The organism is Haloquadratum walsbyi C23, assembly GCF_000237865.1.
GTDB classification, from domain to species: domain Archaea; phylum Halobacteriota; class Halobacteria; order Halobacteriales; family Haloferacaceae; genus Haloquadratum; species Haloquadratum walsbyi.
Genome location: NC_017459.1, coordinates 2,900,106 through 2,917,787, shown reverse-complemented (window position 1 = coordinate 2,917,787; position 17,682 = coordinate 2,900,106). Strand labels below are relative to the sequence as shown.

General features: G+C 48.1%; 13 protein-coding genes. 12 read left to right on the top strand and 1 reads right to left on the bottom strand.

All coding sequences use genetic code 11. The features are described from left to right. Positions 1 to 77: 77 nt before the first annotated feature. The 9 genes from rio1 (at position 78) to HQRW_RS13100 (ending at position 12,017) form a co-directional block, all read left to right on the top strand. The gene (gene rio1, locus HQRW_RS13140) at positions 78 to 1,013 is read left to right on the top strand and encodes a serine/threonine-protein kinase Rio1 (protein WP_048067091.1); all 936 of its coding nucleotides are present in this window, start codon (positions 78 to 80) and stop codon (positions 1,011 to 1,013) included. A gap of 228 nt (positions 1,014 to 1,241) precedes the next feature. Continuing rightward, positions 1,242 to 1,469 (top strand): DNA-directed RNA polymerase subunit H, encoded by a 228-nt coding sequence (locus tag HQRW_RS13135; protein WP_011572591.1) that lies wholly within the window; start codon positions 1,242 to 1,244, stop codon positions 1,467 to 1,469. Beyond that, the gene (locus HQRW_RS13130; protein WP_014556975.1) at positions 1,466 to 3,043 is read left to right on the top strand and encodes a DNA-directed RNA polymerase subunit B''; all 1,578 of its coding nucleotides are present in this window, start codon (positions 1,466 to 1,468) and stop codon (positions 3,041 to 3,043) included. The genes HQRW_RS13135 and HQRW_RS13130 overlap by 4 nt, the downstream gene beginning before the upstream one ends. A gap of 231 nt (positions 3,044 to 3,274) precedes the next feature. Next, on the top strand, positions 3,275 to 5,110 hold the full coding sequence (gene rpoB, locus HQRW_RS13125; protein WP_014556974.1) for a DNA-directed RNA polymerase subunit B: 1,836 nt from the start codon (positions 3,275 to 3,277) through the stop codon (positions 5,108 to 5,110). A gap of 112 nt (positions 5,111 to 5,222) precedes the next feature. Then, positions 5,223 to 8,159, top strand: coding sequence for a DNA-directed RNA polymerase subunit A' (locus HQRW_RS13120; RefSeq protein WP_014556973.1), 2,937 nt, complete (start codon positions 5,223 to 5,225; stop codon positions 8,157 to 8,159). After that, complete coding sequence (rpoA2, locus tag HQRW_RS17055; RefSeq protein ID WP_394324565.1) at positions 8,047 to 10,065, top strand: DNA-directed RNA polymerase subunit A''; 2,019 nt, start codon at positions 8,047 to 8,049, stop codon at positions 10,063 to 10,065. Before HQRW_RS13120 ends, rpoA2 begins: the two co-directional genes overlap by 113 nt. A gap of 155 nt (positions 10,066 to 10,220) precedes the next feature. Further along, positions 10,221 to 10,643 (top strand): NusA-like transcription termination signal-binding factor, encoded by a 423-nt coding sequence (locus HQRW_RS13110; protein ID WP_011572586.1) that lies wholly within the window; start codon positions 10,221 to 10,223, stop codon positions 10,641 to 10,643. A gap of 260 nt (positions 10,644 to 10,903) precedes the next feature. Further along, positions 10,904 to 11,332, top strand: a complete 429-nt coding sequence (locus tag HQRW_RS13105) for a 30S ribosomal protein S12 (protein WP_011572585.1) — start codon at positions 10,904 to 10,906, stop codon at positions 11,330 to 11,332. A 1-nt stretch (position 11,333) separates the two neighbouring features. Beyond that, entirely contained in the window at positions 11,334 to 12,017 is a 684-nt protein-coding gene (locus HQRW_RS13100; protein WP_014556971.1) for a 30S ribosomal protein S7, read from the top strand. A gap of 122 nt (positions 12,018 to 12,139) precedes the next feature. Here the strand turns inward: HQRW_RS13100 and HQRW_RS13095 are convergent, their stop codons facing one another. Next, complete coding sequence (locus tag HQRW_RS13095) at positions 12,140 to 13,024, bottom strand: DUF5781 family protein (protein WP_014556970.1); 885 nt, start codon at positions 13,022 to 13,024, stop codon at positions 12,140 to 12,142. Positions 13,025 to 13,429: 405 nt separating this feature from the next. On the opposite strand from HQRW_RS13095, the gene HQRW_RS13090 reads away from it, so the two are divergent. The 3 genes from HQRW_RS13090 (at position 13,430) to HQRW_RS13080 (ending at position 17,681) form a co-directional block, all read left to right on the top strand. After that, the gene (locus HQRW_RS13090) at positions 13,430 to 15,619 is read left to right on the top strand and encodes an elongation factor EF-2 (RefSeq protein ID WP_014556969.1); all 2,190 of its coding nucleotides are present in this window, start codon (positions 13,430 to 13,432) and stop codon (positions 15,617 to 15,619) included. Between the two features lie 492 nt (positions 15,620 to 16,111). Further along, entirely contained in the window at positions 16,112 to 16,705 is a 594-nt protein-coding gene (locus tag HQRW_RS13085; RefSeq protein ID WP_049892350.1) for an amino acid-binding protein, read from the top strand. Between the two features lies 1 nt (position 16,706). Further along, the gene (locus tag HQRW_RS13080; protein ID WP_014556967.1) at positions 16,707 to 17,681 is read left to right on the top strand and encodes a homoserine dehydrogenase; all 975 of its coding nucleotides are present in this window, start codon (positions 16,707 to 16,709) and stop codon (positions 17,679 to 17,681) included. Position 17,682 lies beyond the last annotated feature (1 nt).

The following is a 17,682-nucleotide window of genomic DNA, read 5'->3' as shown; positions in this document are numbered from 1 at the left end:
GTGATATAGATAACGCTGAAGATGAGGATGAGGATGAGGCTGAGGCTGAGGCTGATATTGAGAGTACGGATGCAGAGATGAGCAAGATTAATGCTGAGACGACCGATTCAGACTCAGGATTTGTAGCCCCTGATGTGGTTGATACTCCTGGTAATGAATGGGCAGAAATTGACGTTAGCGATACGGAGGCAGACCGTATTGCTCGCCGTCGAGACCGCGAATTTAGCACCTTTCGCGAACGTCTCACCGATGCAGACCAATTCAAAGTTGAGCAGTCTGTATTTGACGATGCAACATTCGCTGCAATTTATAAACTCGTGCAAGACGATCATATCGCTGCTTTTGGCGGACCAATCTCAACAGGCAAAGAAGCAAACGTCTATGAGGCACGTGGAACGGACACTGCTGATGTTGCTGTCAAAATATATCGGATTAACGCATCAAACTTTCAACAAATGCGGAGTTATCTTGAGGGTGATCCCAGATTCGACGGACTCGGGCAGGATAAAAAAGCAATCGTGCTTGCATGGACTCAAAAAGAGTTCGCTAACCTCCGGCGGGCGATGCGGGCAGGTGTTCGTGTTCCTGAGCCAATTGCTGTGGAGCGGAATGTTCTTGTCATGGAACTTGTTGGACTCGTTGAAGAGCGTGCTCGCCGGCTCGCCGAGGTAGACATCGAAAACCCACAGACCGCATATGAAGTCGTTCAGGAATATATGCAGCGACTCTACAGTGCTGGGCTTATTCACGGGGATCTTTCTGAATATAATATGATTATCCACAATGGTGAACTTGTTGTCATTGATCTTGGTCAAGCAGTGACAGTTCATCATCCAAACGCTGAGATGTTCCTTCGCCGCGACTGCAAAAACGTTGCCACATTCTTTTCTCGACAGGGAATTGACACTGACCCAGCAGCGCTTATTGAGACCGTTACTGAACCGGATCCGGATCCCTCGGGGACACTAGCCCAGTCTGAGCACTCAGTTCAGTCCACGGATGAGGAGTCTTAGTCGCCTGCTTAGTATAACGCCAACATTTGACGAAGATAGCATAATACAAACATATATTAATGACTCAGTGATTATACACAATAACACGGGTTTTCAATCATGTCCGTTGTGATGAGCAGTGCAACCATCACCGAGGGTAACAAAGGTTAAATGGATGCCTGCCGAATCAGTCTGTAGTATCCCGTGATAGTTTCTTTCCCCACGTGACACTCATTAATCCACTCAGCTATGGTAGATGTAAATCAACATACACTCGTTCCAGAACACACACTCGTTGATGAAGACGATATCGAGGCGATATTAACAGAGTACGATATTCGCCGTGCTGATCTTCCAAAGATACAGCGCCGCGACCCAGCACTGCCAGATAATGCAGAACCAGGCGATGTTGTCAAGATCGTACGCGACTCACGAACAACCGACCGAGCCGTTTCATACCGATTGGTGATTGAATGAATCGAGAAGACCGCCGAACTGTCTCACGAGAGTACTTTTCAGAGGATCGACTTGCTGAACACCACTTCCGTTCGTTCAATAACTTCCTTGAACGAGGAATGCAGGATGTTGTCACCGAGAAAGAACGCATTGAGACCGATATCGGTGATAAGGAAGGAGAAGAACCAGTTTTCGTCGAACTTGGTGATGTTCGGATTGAAACGCCTCGCGTCCGCGAGGCTGATGGGTCCGAAGAACTGCTCTTCCCACAAGAAGCACGACTTCGGAATATTACCTATGCCGCACCGGTCTTCATGGAAATGTCAATTGTCCGTGGCGGCGAAGAAGAACAAGAAGTCGTTGTTGACACTACCGAAACGAAGGTCGGTCGGATGCCGATCATGGTCGGGTCAACAAAATGCAACATCGCTGGGCTGACTGATGAGGAACTCATTGATATCGGTGAGGACCCTGTTGATCCGGGTGGTTACTTCATTGTCAATGGGTCTGAACGTGTATTGATGACTTCTGAGGATCTCGCACCAAATAAGATCCTTGCAGAGTATGATAGCAAATATGGAGATGAAATCCAGGTTGCAAAGACGTTCTCACAGCGGCGTGGATACCGCGCGCTTGTCCTATGTGAGCGAAATCGCGAAGGATTACTTGAGGTCTCATTCCCATCCGTTTCCGGCAGCGTTGAGTTTGTGACGCTTGTCCGTGCGCTTGGGCTTGAATCTGATGAGGAGATTGTCCATCGTGTTTCTGATGATCCTGAGATTGTGAAATTTATGCTGGAAAATCTCGAAGAGGCATCAGTTCAAACTGAGGAAGAGGCGATTGAAACACTTGGAAAACGCGTTGCAAGTGGACAAGGTAAAAACTACCAATTAAAGCGAGCGAATTACGTCATTGATCGCTATCTCCTCCCACATCTTCATGAAGACGGCATTGAAGAAGAAGCTGTCCGAATAAACAAAGCATATTATCTTTGCCGAATGGCTGAGGCGTGTTTTGAACTTGCACTTGACCGTCGTGAATCAGATGATAAAGATCACTATGCGAATAAACGACTGAAGGTTTCTGGTGACCTCATGAAAGATCTATTCCGGACAGCATTGAACAAGCTTGCTCGTGACGTGAAGTATCAGCTGGAGCGAGCAAACATGCGAAACCGTCAGCTCACGGTTAGTACAGTTGTTCGATCAGATGTTCTTACTGAACGGCTTGAACATCCGATTGCAACTGGTAACTGGGTTGGCGGACGGTCTGGTGTTTCACAGCTTGTTGATCGGACAGATTATATGGGTGTGTTATCACATCTCCGCCGACTTCGAAGTCCACTTTCCCGAAGTCAACCCCACTTTGAGGCACGTGATCTACATGCCACCCAGTGGGGACGCATTTGTCCATCAGAAACACCTGAGGGACCGAACTGTGGACTCGTGAAGAACTTTGCACAAGCGATGGAACTCTCACAGAATGTTGAGGATGAGCAATCACTGAAACGAGAGCTTTCCTCAATGGGCGTTGATATCTTCCATACAAGCACGAGTACCGATGACACGGATACGCGGAGTCCAGCGGATGATTAATGAATCCGTGACGTGAAGCAATCTCAATTTCATATAATATATGAATACGCAGGACACTTGCACCCGTGCACGCGATTGAAAACTCAAAACCAAGATTAAATCTACTCTCAACCATGTATAGGTCCCTAAGTTGCTGTTGATATCATTTAATCCAGCCTCATCTAGCCCAGTCCACTCGAAGTATCGTTCAAAATAAACATACCACAACTAAATCCAACAATATCATAACTCATGGCTCAGACCCCAAAACAACGAGAAGCAAAAGTATACGTCAACGGTAGTCTTGTCGGAACGCATGAAAGTCCTGAGACACTTGCAGACAATATTCGCGAAGCACGTCGTCGTGGTGAAGTTAGCGACATGGTCAATGTCTCAGTGAAAGAGCGGACTCGCGAGGTCATTATAAACGCAGATGCTGGTCGTGCACGACGACCACTGATTGTTGTTGAAGATGGCAATCCGCGTCTCGGCGATAACGAGATCGATGCGGTCAAAAGCGGCGATCTGAGCTTTGAAGATCTCGTTAATCGCGGATATATTGAATTTATCGACGCTGAGGAGGAAGAAGACATCTACGTTGCCGTTGATGAAAATGAATTAGAGGAAGCACACACGCATCTTGAGATTGACCCACAGCTCATCTTCGGCATTGGTGCTGGAATGATTCCATATCCCGAGCACAATGCTTCGCCGCGGATTACGATGGGTGCAGGGATGATGAAACAATCGCTCGGACTCCCGGCTGCGAATTACCGCATCCGCCCTGATACACGACAGCATCTCTTACATTATCCGCAGTTGTCAATGGTGAAGACCCAGACAACAGAACAAATTGGCTTTGACGAACGACCAGCAGCACAGAACTTCGTGGTTGCGGTCATGTCATATGAAGGATTCAATATTGAGGATGCGCTTGTAATGAATCAAGGTTCTGTCGACCGCGCGATGGCTCGTTCGCACTTCTTCAGAACATATGAGGGTGAGGAGCGACGGTACCCTGGTGGACAAGAAGACCGATTTGAGATTCCAAGCCAAGATGTTCGTGGCGCACGCGGCGAGAATGCATATACACACCTCGATGAGGATGGATTGGTTAATCCTGAAACGCGTGTTGATGAAAACTCAGTGCTTCTCGGTAAGACATCTCCACCTCGGTTTCTTGAAGAGCCCGACGACATGGGCGGACTCTCTCCGCAAAAACGACGCGAGACATCAGTCACGATGCGCTCTGGTGAGTCTGGTGTTGTTGACACGGTCACACTGATGGAAGGCGAAGATGGGTCCAAACTTGCAAAAGTATCAGTCCGCGATCAGCGCGTTCCTGAGTTAGGTGATAAGTTTGCATCACGACATGGACAAAAGGGCGTTGTCGGTCATCTTGCACCACAAGAGGACATGCCGTTCACCGAAGAGGGCGTTGTTCCCGATCTCGTCCTCAATCCACATGCGCTCCCTTCGCGAATGACAGTTGGGCACGTTCTTGAGATGCTTGGCGGAAAGGTCGGATCGCTTCAAGGACGTCGTGTCGATGGAACAGCCTTCCAGGGAGAAGATGAAGAAGACCTCCGAGAGGGACTTGAGGAATACGGATTTAATTCCTCCGGAAAAGAGGTCATGTATTCCGGCATTACCGGTGAGAAGATCGATGCGGAGATTTTCGTTGGGACAATCTTCTATCATAAGCTGTATCATATGGTAAGTAACAAGCTCCATGCGCGATCGCGTGGTCCAGTACAAGTGCTTACCCGCCAGCCAACTGAAGGACGTGCTCGCGAAGGTGGACTTCGGCTTGGTGAAATGGAACGTGACACAGTGATTGGTCATGGGGCAGCAATGGTATTGCAGGAACGTCTTCTCGATTCATCAGATAAAGAAGAGGTCTATGTATCCGCGGATACCGGAATGGTTGCCGTTGAGGACCGTGGTCAACGACGGATATACGATCCTGTTACAGGCGATGAAGATGATATTCATGAAATTGAGATTAGCTATGCATTCAAACTACTCTTAGATGAAATGATTGCTCTTGGCATCAGACCGCGACTTGATCTCCAAGATGCAGTATAATACCGTATCCAAATCAAAACACCGTCTACCGTAACGAACGAGTTTCCGACTCAATAATATACGAACGCAAACACGAACACAAACGCAAACACGAACACATTCAACATATATCATGTCAACGCAAACTCCAAAAGAAATCGGCGCTATTCAGTTCGGATTGATGGACCCAGAAACGTATCGCGACATGTCCGCGACAAAGGTGATTACTGCAGACACCTACGATGACGACGGCTACCCGATTGATATGGGATTAATGGACCCTCGACTTGGTGTCATTGATCCTGGACTTGAGTGTAAGACCTGTGGGTCGCACTCAGGATCCTGCAATGGTCATTTCGGACATATCGAACTAGCTGCTCCAGTCATTCATGTTGGATTTACGAAGCTTATTCGCCGATTGCTTCGCTCAACATGTCGTAGCTGTGGGCATCTTGCGCTCACCGAAAACGAACGCGAGGAGTTTCGGGAAGGACTCCAGCGAAATGAAGAGCTTGGTGAGGATTGGACAGATGTGCTTAAATCAGCCGTTCGACAGGCACGAAAGACAAATGTCTGTCCAAGTTGCGGTGAGACGCAACACGATATTAAACACGAAAAGCCAACCACATACTATGAAGTTCAGGACGTTCTTGCGGGAGATTATCCAGAAAAGATTGCTTCAGCGATGCAGCCGGATCCTGACGATGATAGCGACAGCGGTCTCTCACCGAATTCGCTGGCCGACGCTACAGGGATCAATGTCGAGCGCATCAATAATATCCTCTCTGGGGAATTCCGTCCGGTTGGAGAAGATCGCAAGGAACTCGAGAGTGCACTCGATATTGACCTGACAGAAGAGGATATGAACAAGCTCATGGCCTCTGACATTCGGGATTGGTTTGAGAGTATCCCAGATGAAGATATCAGAACGCTCGGTATCGATCCAAGCCGAGCTCGTCCGGAATGGATGGTCATGACTGTCCTTCCGGTTCCACCGGTGACAGCTCGACCGTCGATCACACTCGACAATGGACAGCGGTCTGAAGATGACTTAACACACAAACTTGTTGATATTATCAGGATCAATCAGCGATTTATGGAAAATCGTGAGGCAGGTGCTCCACAGCTTATTATTGAGGATCTGTGGGAGCTGCTTCAGTACCATGTGACAACGTTCATCGATAATGAAATCTCGGGAACACCGCCTGCCCGACATCGGTCTGGTCGACCACTCAAGACACTCAGTCAGCGGCTGAAAGGAAAGGAAGGTCGATTCCGTGGCTCACTCTCAGGAAAGCGAGTGAACTTCTCAGCGCGAACAGTTATTTCACCGGATCCAACACTCTCACTTAATGAGGTCGGTGTCCCAGAGCGTGTTGCTCGTGAAATGACACAAACGATGAATGTCACAGCGCGGAATGTTGATCGTGCACAACAGTACGTTCGAAACGGTCCGGAGGGACATCCTGGTGCAAATTATGTCAAGCGACCGGATGGACGACGACTCAAAGTCACGGAGAAAAATTGTGAAGAGCTTGCAGAAAAGATCGATGCTGGCTGGGAGGTAAACCGACATCTCATTGATGGGGATATTGTAATCTTCAATCGGCAGCCATCACTCCATCGGATGTCGATTATGGCACATGAAGTTGTTGTCATGCCATATAAGACATTCCGACTCAATACGGTTGTGTGTCCGCCATATAATGCTGATTTCGATGGCGATGAGATGAATATGCACGCATTGCAGACTGAAGAGTCGCGTGCGGAGGCACGGGTATTGATGCGTGTGCAAGAACAACTCCTGAGCCCTCGATTCGGTGAAAATATCATTGGAGCAATTCAGGATCATATTTCAGGAACATATCTTCTCACGAACGGAAACCCACAATTTAGTGAAACCCAAGCGCTTGATCTTCTCCGAGCAACAAGCATTGATAACCTTCCACCGGCTGCAGGTCAAACCGAAGATGGAAGCCCATATTGGAGTGGTCGACAGCTGTTCAGTGAACTACTTCCGGATAACCTGAATCTTGAGTTCACCTCTGCTGCAGGTGATACCGTTGAGATTGTTGATGGTGAACTTATCGCTGGCACAATTGATGAAAACGCTGTTGGCGCTTTCGGTGGTGAGGTTGTGGATACACTTGCGAAAGTTCACTCGAAGACGCGGGCTCGTGTGTTTGTCAATGAGGTTGCCTCATTAGCAATGCGGGCAATCATGCACTTTGGCTTCTCGATTGGCATTGATGATGAATCGATTCCACCAGCCGCAAATGAGCAGGTTGATGAGGCGATTGAAGGTGCGTATGACCAAGTCAATGAATTCATTGATGTGTACGAAGATGGTGAGCTCGAGTCGCTCCCAGGACGGACGGTTGATGAAACGCTCGAAATGAAGATTATGCAGCAACTTGGAAAGGCACGTGATTCTGCTGGTGAAATCGCTGAGGATCACTTTGAAGATGACAATCCCGCTGTCGTGATGGCACGATCTGGCGCTCGTGGGTCGATGTTGAACCTCACACAGATGGCTGGGTGTGTTGGTCAGCAGGCGGTTCGTGGCGAGCGAATCAATCGTGGATATGAAGGTCGAACACTCAGCCATTATCAGCCTGATGATCTCTCAGCAGAAGCGCATGGATTTGTTGAAAACAGTTATCGTGGTGGATTGACACCGCGAGAGTTTTTCTTCCATGCAATGGGTGGTCGTGAAGGACTTGTCGATACAGCTGTTCGAACATCAAAGTCTGGATATCTCCAGCGACGGCTCATTAATGCTCTTTCAGAGTTAGAGGCACAGTATGATGGCACAGTTCGAGATACATCCGGTAATGTCGTTCAATTTGAGTTCGGTGAAGATGGAACATCCCCAGTGAAGGTCTCTTCAAACAAAGACACACCAATCGATGTCGAGAGTGTTGCGGACCGTATTCTTGAGTCAGAGTTTGAGTCTGATGAGGAGAAAGCACAGTTCCTTGGTCGGCAGGAACGACCAACGAACATTTCAGAATATGCCGGTCCAGGGCTTGATAAGGCGCGGAATCTCGGGGTGGAATCTGATGACTGAAACGATTACTGATGCTTCTGAGTACGAGCATATAACGGATGATATCGCTGCAATCGTTGATGATTATAACCTCCCGGAGAGTCTCCAACATCGCATTTATGAGACAATCGAAGAACGTGGAGAGGTTCCAACGGAAAAGGTCGACGACATTGCACAGGCGATTGCCTCCCGGTATGAAGATTCTCGTGTCGACGCTCATGACCCGGTCGGAACGGTTTCAGCCCAATCGATCGGAGAGCCTGGGACACAAATGTCAATTGAAGCTGATGAATCGATTGTGATTCGTCGTGATGGTGAGACAGAACTGACTGAGATTGGTTCATTTGTTGATACCATCCTCACTGCTGATAATCAAGAGACTCGGATCACTGATGGGCATGAGATTGCACTTGCTCCAAACGGTCTTGAAGTTCCAAGTCTTGACACTGATGAGCAAATTAGATGGAAGCACATCGAGGCTGTAAGTCGGCATGCAAGCCCAGATGAAATTCTCTTGATTGAACTCGAGTCAGGACGGTCAATCCGGGCGACAAAAGCGCATTCATTTGTTACTCGTCGCGATGGGGATGTTCTCCCGGTTGCAGGAGAAACGCTTGTTATGGGCGATGTGCTCCCGACAGTCGGCTCATATGATCACGCAAGTGGTTCTATCTCGGTTCCCCTCCAATCGCAGTCTGTCGCTGCTGATGGCGGTACAGTCGAACCGAATACAAATATAACTGCGAACGCTGAGAGAGACAGTACCTCAATAACATCTGCTGGAATCATTGGGTCAGCAACGTGGGAACGCATCAGTTCTATTGAGACTGTTGCTCCAGAGTATGAGTATGTCTATGATCTTTCGGTAAGTGGACTTGAAACGTTCACAACTGGTGAGGGAGTTGTGACACATAATACAATGAACACGTTCCACTATGCTGGTGTTGCGGAGATTGACGTCACGCAGGGACTCCCACGACTTATCGAACTCGTCGATGCCAGAAAAACACCAGATACACCGACGATGACAGTATATCTCGAAGAGGAATACGCGAATGAACGACCGCGTGCGCATGAGGTAGTCTGGCAGATGGAAGCGACGAAAATCCTTGCATTAGGTGATATCTCGACGAATGTTGCTGATATGCTTGTGCAAGTTGATCTGAACGCGGAAACACTGAATGAGCGCTGGCCAACTATCGGTGATGCCGATCTTATTGCCGAAGAGGTTCAAGATATAATCGAGAATAATCTTGGTGTCTCAACACGACGAGAGAAAATGCTCATTGAATTCGGTCCCAGTGAACCAAGCTATCGACGACTCCTCCAACTTGTCGAGGAGCTTCGTGATATCGTATTCAAGGGTCTTGAGGATATCTCTCGAGTTGTTATTCGGAAAGAAGATAATGAACGGACAAACGGTGAGGAATTTGTCCTTTATACTGAAGGATCAGCTCTGGGTGACGTCTTACCAATCGAGGGTGTTGATGCCTCACGCACAACGAGTAACAATATCCACGAGGTCCATCGCAATCTCGGTATTGAAGCAGCCCGTGAGTCAATCATTAATGAAACAATGGAGACGCTCCGCGAACAGGGACTTGATGATGTGAACGTTCGACATCTGATGCTTGTTGCAGATATCATGACAAACCGCGGTGAGATTGAGTCTATTGGTCGACATGGTATCTCTGGATCGAAAGACTCCGTCCTTGCCCGTGCGGCATTCGAGGTTACAGTGAATCATCTTCTTGATGCAGCTGTTCATGGTGAGGAAGACGATCTTGAAGGCGTTATTGAGAATGTGATTGTTGGAAAGCCAGTTGCCATCGGCACCGGCGATGTTGATCTCCGCATGGGTTCGATTGATGCTGATAGCGGTCGTAGTGCCAATTCAGGCGGACCTCCAGAACTCTCCGACGATTGATGAACTGACGAGTGATAGTTCAAATATTAGATACACTATAACAATTAAAATACGGTAGTTTTATTTCAACTGCTTCACGTAGTCTGGTTTGGAATCATATCGTCCATCACGAGTATTATATAGTAAATATAAATCTAAATCACACCCTATAATAAATGCGAATTACACTTTCTGATGAGGCACGACAGTATATTGCATATTTTGAGTCAGCAACGGATGCAACCGTTCGCGACTGTTTACTCTTTGATGAGCGGGTTGTTCTCCTTATCGCCGCTGGGGAGATGGGAACAGCAATCGGTCCGGGCGGTAAACATGTCCGTGCAGTTGAAGATGATATCGGAACGACCGTTGAACTTGTCGAGGATGCTGAAACAGCACGCGCATTCGTTGAAAACGCATTGGCACCCGCAGCCGTTCGTCATGTGACGATTTCAGAACAAGGTGGTGAGTGTGTTGCATATGTTGAGATTCCGGACCCAGATCGTGGTATTGCAATTGGTGCAGATGGGAAAAATATTCACACCGCACGAAAACTGGTACGTCGGCATTATGAGATTGATGATATCCAACTCACATAATCTAATCTGATCTAATGGGAATGCAAGTGAATTTTCCCAGCTCTGTGTGGTATCACGTTTGTCAATTTTGGGACGGATAATGACATCTTCCTCACCCTGAAGAGCGAGGTTTCACTCTTGTATTTTCCATAACTTACTCGACTCAGAATACCCGAGACAGCTTCATAAAACCGTTCAGGGTGTAATGCCCGTCGCTGTGTCCGTTTCGTTATCTCTGAAAAGGGATACTTAAGTATCTTCATCGGGTATTTAACGACACTATGGCAAACGGCAAGTATGCTGCGCGGAAACTTAAACAAGACCGGCAGCAGCGGCGATGGTCTGACTCAGAGTATGCGCGTCGTGAGCGCGGTCTTGGTGCAAAATCTGATCCACTTGAAGGAGCGCCACAAGGTCGTGGCATTGTTCTTGAGAAGGTCGGAATTGAGGCAAAACAACCAAATTCAGCAATCCGAAAGTGTGTTCGGGTTCAATTGATTAAAAACGGTAAGCAAGTGACTGCATTCTGCCCAGGTGATGGAGCGATTTCGTTTATTGATGAACATGATGAGGTCACAATTGCTGGTATTGGTGGTGCAAAGGGTCGAGCGATGGGTGACCTTTCTGGTGTCAATTATAAAGTTGAAAAGGTAAATGGCGTCTCGCTTATCGAATTGGTCCGCGGGAACGCAGAGAAACCGGTGCGATAAGATGTCTGAATCCGATACTGACCCCGACATTGATGATGATGCTCATAACAACGGTGATAACGACGTTGATGTCGCCGTAGATGAAAGTGAATCAGCAGAAACAACCACTGATACCGATACTGCAAGCGCTAATGCAAAATTATTCGGTGAGTGGGACGTCTCTGAAATTGAGTATGAAGACCCCTCAACACAGCGATATATTACGGTGACTCCGATTGCACATACGATGGGTCGACATGCTGCAAAACAGTTTGAGAAATCAAAAATTAGTGTTGTCGAGCGGCTTATTAACCGATTGATGCAGACTGAGGACAACACCGGTCATAAACAAAAGACGATGAATATCGTTGAAGATGCATTTGACACCATTCATAGCCGGACTGAGGAAAATCCTGTACAAGTCCTTGTTCGCGGTGTTGAGAATGCAGCTCCACGTGAAGAGACCGTTCGTCTGAAGTATGGTGGTATATCAGTCCCACAGGCTGTTGATGTTGCTCCTCAGCGTCGGGTTGATCAAGCTCTGAAGTTTATTGCAGATGGCACCCAACGTGGGTCATATAAATCAGCGCAAAGTGCTGCTGATTCGCTTGCACAGGTGATTATTGGTGCAGCAAACTATGATGTCCAGTCATATGCTGTCGGGCAGAAAGAAGAGTCAGAACGCGTCGCCGAGGCGGCTCGGTAATCTTCCTTTATTTCAATTCCAAATTCTGCGCGTTCGCTTGCCCTTGTCGACACACGATCTTCGCAGGATCACACATTGAATAGTTCCCGGCGCTGGTGGAGCGATGGTTATATTATGCGTGCTTAATCAGAAGCCGGACCGAATTGGAACTGAGATTGAGACCGCGACTGGGACTGTGACTGTGGTGTCAGTGTTTTGTTTGAATCGATTCTTTGTCCGCACTTTTGTTCCTCATCAGCAGTTTTAGATTTGCCGAGTCCAGACTCACCCAGAGCATACGCCCGAGTTGCATCCACGAGTGCACTTCGATATTCACTGGTCGTTGGATTTGCCTCAAGTGATCGGAAATGTTGCGTGAATGCTTTCATATCAATCGTCGGAGCATCATCCGCTGCTGCGTGGGCAAGATCGTATAACCGGTGATCGGCGCTGATAAGATCATGACGCTCAACAAGCGCAAGCGCAAATGCTGCATTAACAGCGGTAATCTCTGGGTCTGCATCGACAGTGACACGTCGTGAGTTTGACCGTGGCGATAGCGCTGGTGCAGATGCTGAAGCAACTGCTCGCGCTAACTCAGACTCAAGAAAGTCAATAAGCTTCGTTGGTGCGGTCACTGCAAGTGTGATATCATCAGCATAGATATCCTTCATGTGATTCGCAATCTGATAGCAATGTGCGATCTTATGTCGTTCGATTGACTCACCGGCAAGAGCAAGATACAGTGCCTCTTCAGTTGCTAGGTGATGTGAGACATGTCCTTCCTCGTTCCGAGCCATATGTGCTAGTTCATGAACCACTAATTCGCGGGCCATCGCACTTGTTGCTGCCTTCTGTGAGATATTCAATACATGGCGGTCTTCGTAATGAGCCGCCCAGGTCCGCTCATCTGGGTTTTCGCGCACATCAACGTACACTGGGCTGTTAAGATCATACTCTGTTTCAAAGAGTTCCGCTGCGCCAAGAAACGGTTCCGCTGGGGCTGCTCCGCGGACTCGCACATCCATGTTTATTATTATCACGGTGTGACCGAGTAAAAGTGTTACAGATTGTGGATTCCAGTTTGTTCTATAGTTTTCGTATCGGTATCATATATCCATCTGTTTTGTCCAATCATCTCGAGTGAACTACCCCTCCCAATTCACTTTCTCTTAGTTCGCTTATTAAGAAAGTGATATGTCGCTTCAAGAGGTGAACGGCGAATCGAACATAATACCGATAGGTCAATATTCACTGTGTGATGTATAATAGATTGAGCGCTAGCTCTGTTGGTTTCTCTTAGGTTCATTCTTACATAAAATCGCAGATGTTCGCCTTTGAACCGGTCTAAACGCTACGCGTGTCATACATAGCACTTGTCATATCATCAAAACACTACCCTTTTGCCCCTCCTGCCGATACAGACTGCTATAATGGGCCGACGAAAGAAGATCGTCCAAGAGTGTGAGCAACTGATGGACGCACCGGGGCAGATCCGGAATATCGCCATCGCTGCTCACGTTGATCACGGTAAGACGACCCTGACTGATAATCTCCTTGCTGGGGCGGGGATGATCGCCGATGAGGGTGAGGCGACCCGATTGATGATGGACACTGAAGAGGATGAACAGGAACGTGGAATTACAATCGACGCAGCAAATGTGTCGATGACACATACGTATGAGGATACCAATCATCTCATCAATCTTATCGATACCCCTGGCCACGTTGACTTTGGTGGCGATGTCACTCGAGCGATGCGTGCTGTTGACGGTGCGCTCGTCGTTGTTGATGCGGTTGAAGGAGCGATGCCACAAACAGAAACTGTGGTTCGACAGGCACTTCGAGAGGGTGTGAAGCCTGCACTATTTATCAATAAGGTTGATCGTCTCATCTCTGAGCTTCAAGAAGGCCCACAGGAGATGCAAGAGCGACTACAGACTGTTATTGCCGATGTGAATGAACTGATTCGTGGCATGACAGAAAACCGCGATGATATCAACGACTGGACGGTTTCAGTCGAAGATGGGACTGTTGCCTTTGGGTCAGCACTATACAAATGGGGCGTTTCTGCGCCGTCAATGATTGAAACTGGTATAGGATTCCCAGAAATCATTGAAATGGAGCAAAACGATAAGCGAAAACAACTCCATGAAGAGACGCCGTTATCAGATGTTGTGCTTGATATGGTTGCTGAGCACTTCCCAGATCCACTTGATGCACAACCGCGACGTATCCCCCGTGTCTGGCGAGGTGATGACAGCTCAAATCTCGCAACACAGATGCGCGATGTCACAGATGATGGAGATGTTGTGTTCATGGTAACTGATATTTCGATGGATCCACATGCCGGTGAGATTGCCACTGGGCGGCTATTCAGTGGAACGCTCGAGAAGGGGCAAGAACTCTATGTCTCTGGGACAGTTGGGACAAATCGCGTTCAATCAGTTGGAATCTTTATGGGTGGTGAACGAGAGGAGCTCGATCGGGGAGTTCCTGCAGGAAATATTGCAGCCGTGACCGGACTTCGTGATGCAATTGCTGGTTCAACGGTCTCATCAGTCGAGATGACGCCGTTCGAGTCGATTGAACACATCTCTGAGCCGGTCATTACAAAGTCTGTTGAGGCAACGAATATGGATGATCTGCCAAAACTCATTCAAACGCTCCAACAGGTCGCTAAAGAAGACCCAACAATTCGTGTTGAGATTAATGAAGATACAGGTGAACATCTTATTAGCGGACAGGGTGAGCTACATCTTGAAGTGATCACAAAACGTATTCAGTCAAATCAAGGAATTCCTGTCCAGACAGGTGAACCGATTGTTGTTTATCGAGAGTCACCACAGAATGCATCCCGTGAGGTCGAAGGTGTTTCGCCAAATCGTCATAATAAATTCTATATTACTGTTGAACAACTCAGCAACGACATTGTTGATGCGATTCAACTTGGTGAGGTTTCAATGGATATGCCTGAACTGGAGCGACGCGAGGCGCTTCAAGAAGCCGGCATGGACAAAGACACCTCTCAAGAAGTCGAACATATTCATGGGACAAATATACTCATTGACGATACAAAGGGAATTCAGCATCTCAATGAGACAATGGAACTCGTTATTGAGGGACTTGAGGAGGCACTTGATGATGGACCGCTGGCAGCAGAACCAACGCAGGGTGCACTGCTCCGTTTGCATGATGCAAAGTTACATGAAGACACAATCCACCGTGGTCCAGCGCAAGTGATTCCAGCGATTCGTGATGCTGTTCACAGGGCACTCATCGACGGTGATATTAAGTTACTTGAACCAATTCAGGACGTCCGTATTGACGTTCCCTCTGCACATATGGGATCAGCCTCTGGTGAGATTCAAGGACGACGTGGTCGTGTCGATGATATGTTCCAGGAAGGTGATCTAATGGTCATCGAGGGGATTGCTCCAGTCGGAGAAATGATTGGATTCTCCTCCGATATTCGTTCAGCAACGGAAGGTCGTGCCTCATGGAATACCGAAAATGCTGGATTCCGTGTACTTTCAGATACGCTTCAGCGTGAGAAGATCATGGAGATACGCGAGCGCAAGGGGATGAAACTCGAACTTCCAGGTTCTGTCGATCAGTTCTAAACTACCATCGTGTGAGTATCTATTCTATATACTCACTCACTCGACTCTACTCGCTTATTACAGGAAAAAACGCGCTCTGAGATATTGATCATATGACATCAGTGTCATTATCGAATATAATTTTAATTGTGATATCCATCCACAGTCGCAATCGAAAACATAAGACAGCTCAATGGCAGATGTGCTGCACCGTTGGGATGAGATATAGCACTCACATTTTCATACTATGATTGGGATACACGGCATCGACGAAGACTTATATCACCTCGTATCTTGAACGTGAGGTATGCGTACGGGCACAGTATCTGAATCTCAATGCGTCGACGCGAAACTAGACTATTCTCTTATCCCGTCACGCACAGCACTGACACGAAGTTCACTGTCGGAGGTGCCCTGGCAGTGACATCGCCCGAACGGAGACCACCGGACAATCATGACGCTGATACAACTAAGAGCGAAGGTAAGAGCGAAAACGAGCATAATCAAAATGACATGACATCAGATGGTGATACCATCCCAGCACCAGTTGATGATCCAGCCAGCGAAATCGAAATCGAGCCTGATGGTGGAAACAATCCACAGCCACACACGGTGCGACTTGAACTCACTGATGAACCTGGGCAACTGCTCGCTGCACTTCAACCAATCGCCGAGAATGGCGGCAATCTATTGTCAATATTTCATGAGCGAGGCAACCTCACGCCCCGGGGGCGCATTCCAGTCGAAGTTGATCTTGAGTGTCCTCCCGATCGGTTTGATATCATTGTTGATGCGCTCCGTGCTGAGGATGTCAATGTTATCCAAGCAGGTGCAGAACGTTATGCGGAGGAGGTTATTGTGATGCTTATTGGTGATCTTGTTGAAACAGATCTATCGGATACACTTGAACGTATTGAGAAGTGTGGGTCAGTATCGGTGGCAGATGTTGCATTGAGTGCACCGGAAGGACGCGATGATGTCTCAAGTGCGCGCTTGCGGTTAGCAACTCGCGCTGGAAGGACAGCAGATGCAATCGCTGCGGTGCGTGATGTTGTTGCAGACAAACAGCTTCATATTATTGAACCTCTCACTGAGGAGGCAATCTAGTATGGCTGATCCTCAGTCCCGAACGACAGGCAAGCGACTTGCTGTTGTTGGCGCCGGCGCTGTTGGTGGTGCTGTTGTTGATCTCGCTTCAGAATATGGACATACAATCACAGCATTTGCCGATTCGACTTCTGCAGCTATCGACCCAAACGGAATCGATACAGATGCTGTTCTTACACGAAAGGATGAGACAGGAACAGTTGGGGAGTCAGATTCGAGTGTTGCAGTTGATGCGACATATGACGTCCTTATTGAGGCGACTCCAACAACGCTTGGAGACGCACAACCAGGGTTCTCACACCTTCGGACGGCGCTTGAACGCGACCGGGACGTAGTGCTTGCAAATAAGGGACCGGTAGCAGAGCGATACGCAGATGTCCAGCAAGTACTTCGCGATAGCGACGGTTCACTCCGGTTTGAAGCAACGGTTGGCGGTGCCATTCCGGTCCTCTCAACACTTGAAGATATCTCCCCAGCACAAGTTACTGCTGTCCGTGGTGTTCTCAATGGGACAGCGAACTTTATTCTCTCACGCATGGCAACTGAAGGGATCAATTATGAGCACGTTCTTGCAGAGGCACAAGATCTTGGGGTCGCAGAGGCTGACCCGGCTTTCGACGTTGAGGGGACAGATGCAGCATTGAAGTGTGTTATCTTGGCAAACGTCCTTTCAACAGATAATCGTGAGTATACACTCGCAGATGCAACAGTCGATGGAATTACAAATATTCCTGGAAGCGCGCTTGAGCTAGCCGCTGAGGAAGGTCGAACAATCCGGCTTGTTGGTGAAGCAACGCCAACAGGCGTTCATGTCGGACCACGGCTTATTCCACAGAATACCGCGTTAGCTGTGACCGGAACGCGAAATATTGTTCAATTGGAAACAACGAACGCAGGTCAATTAAATCTGAGTGGTCGTGGTGCGGGTGGTCCTGAGACAGCATCAGCTATTCTTGCGGATGTCAGTCGGTTATAAG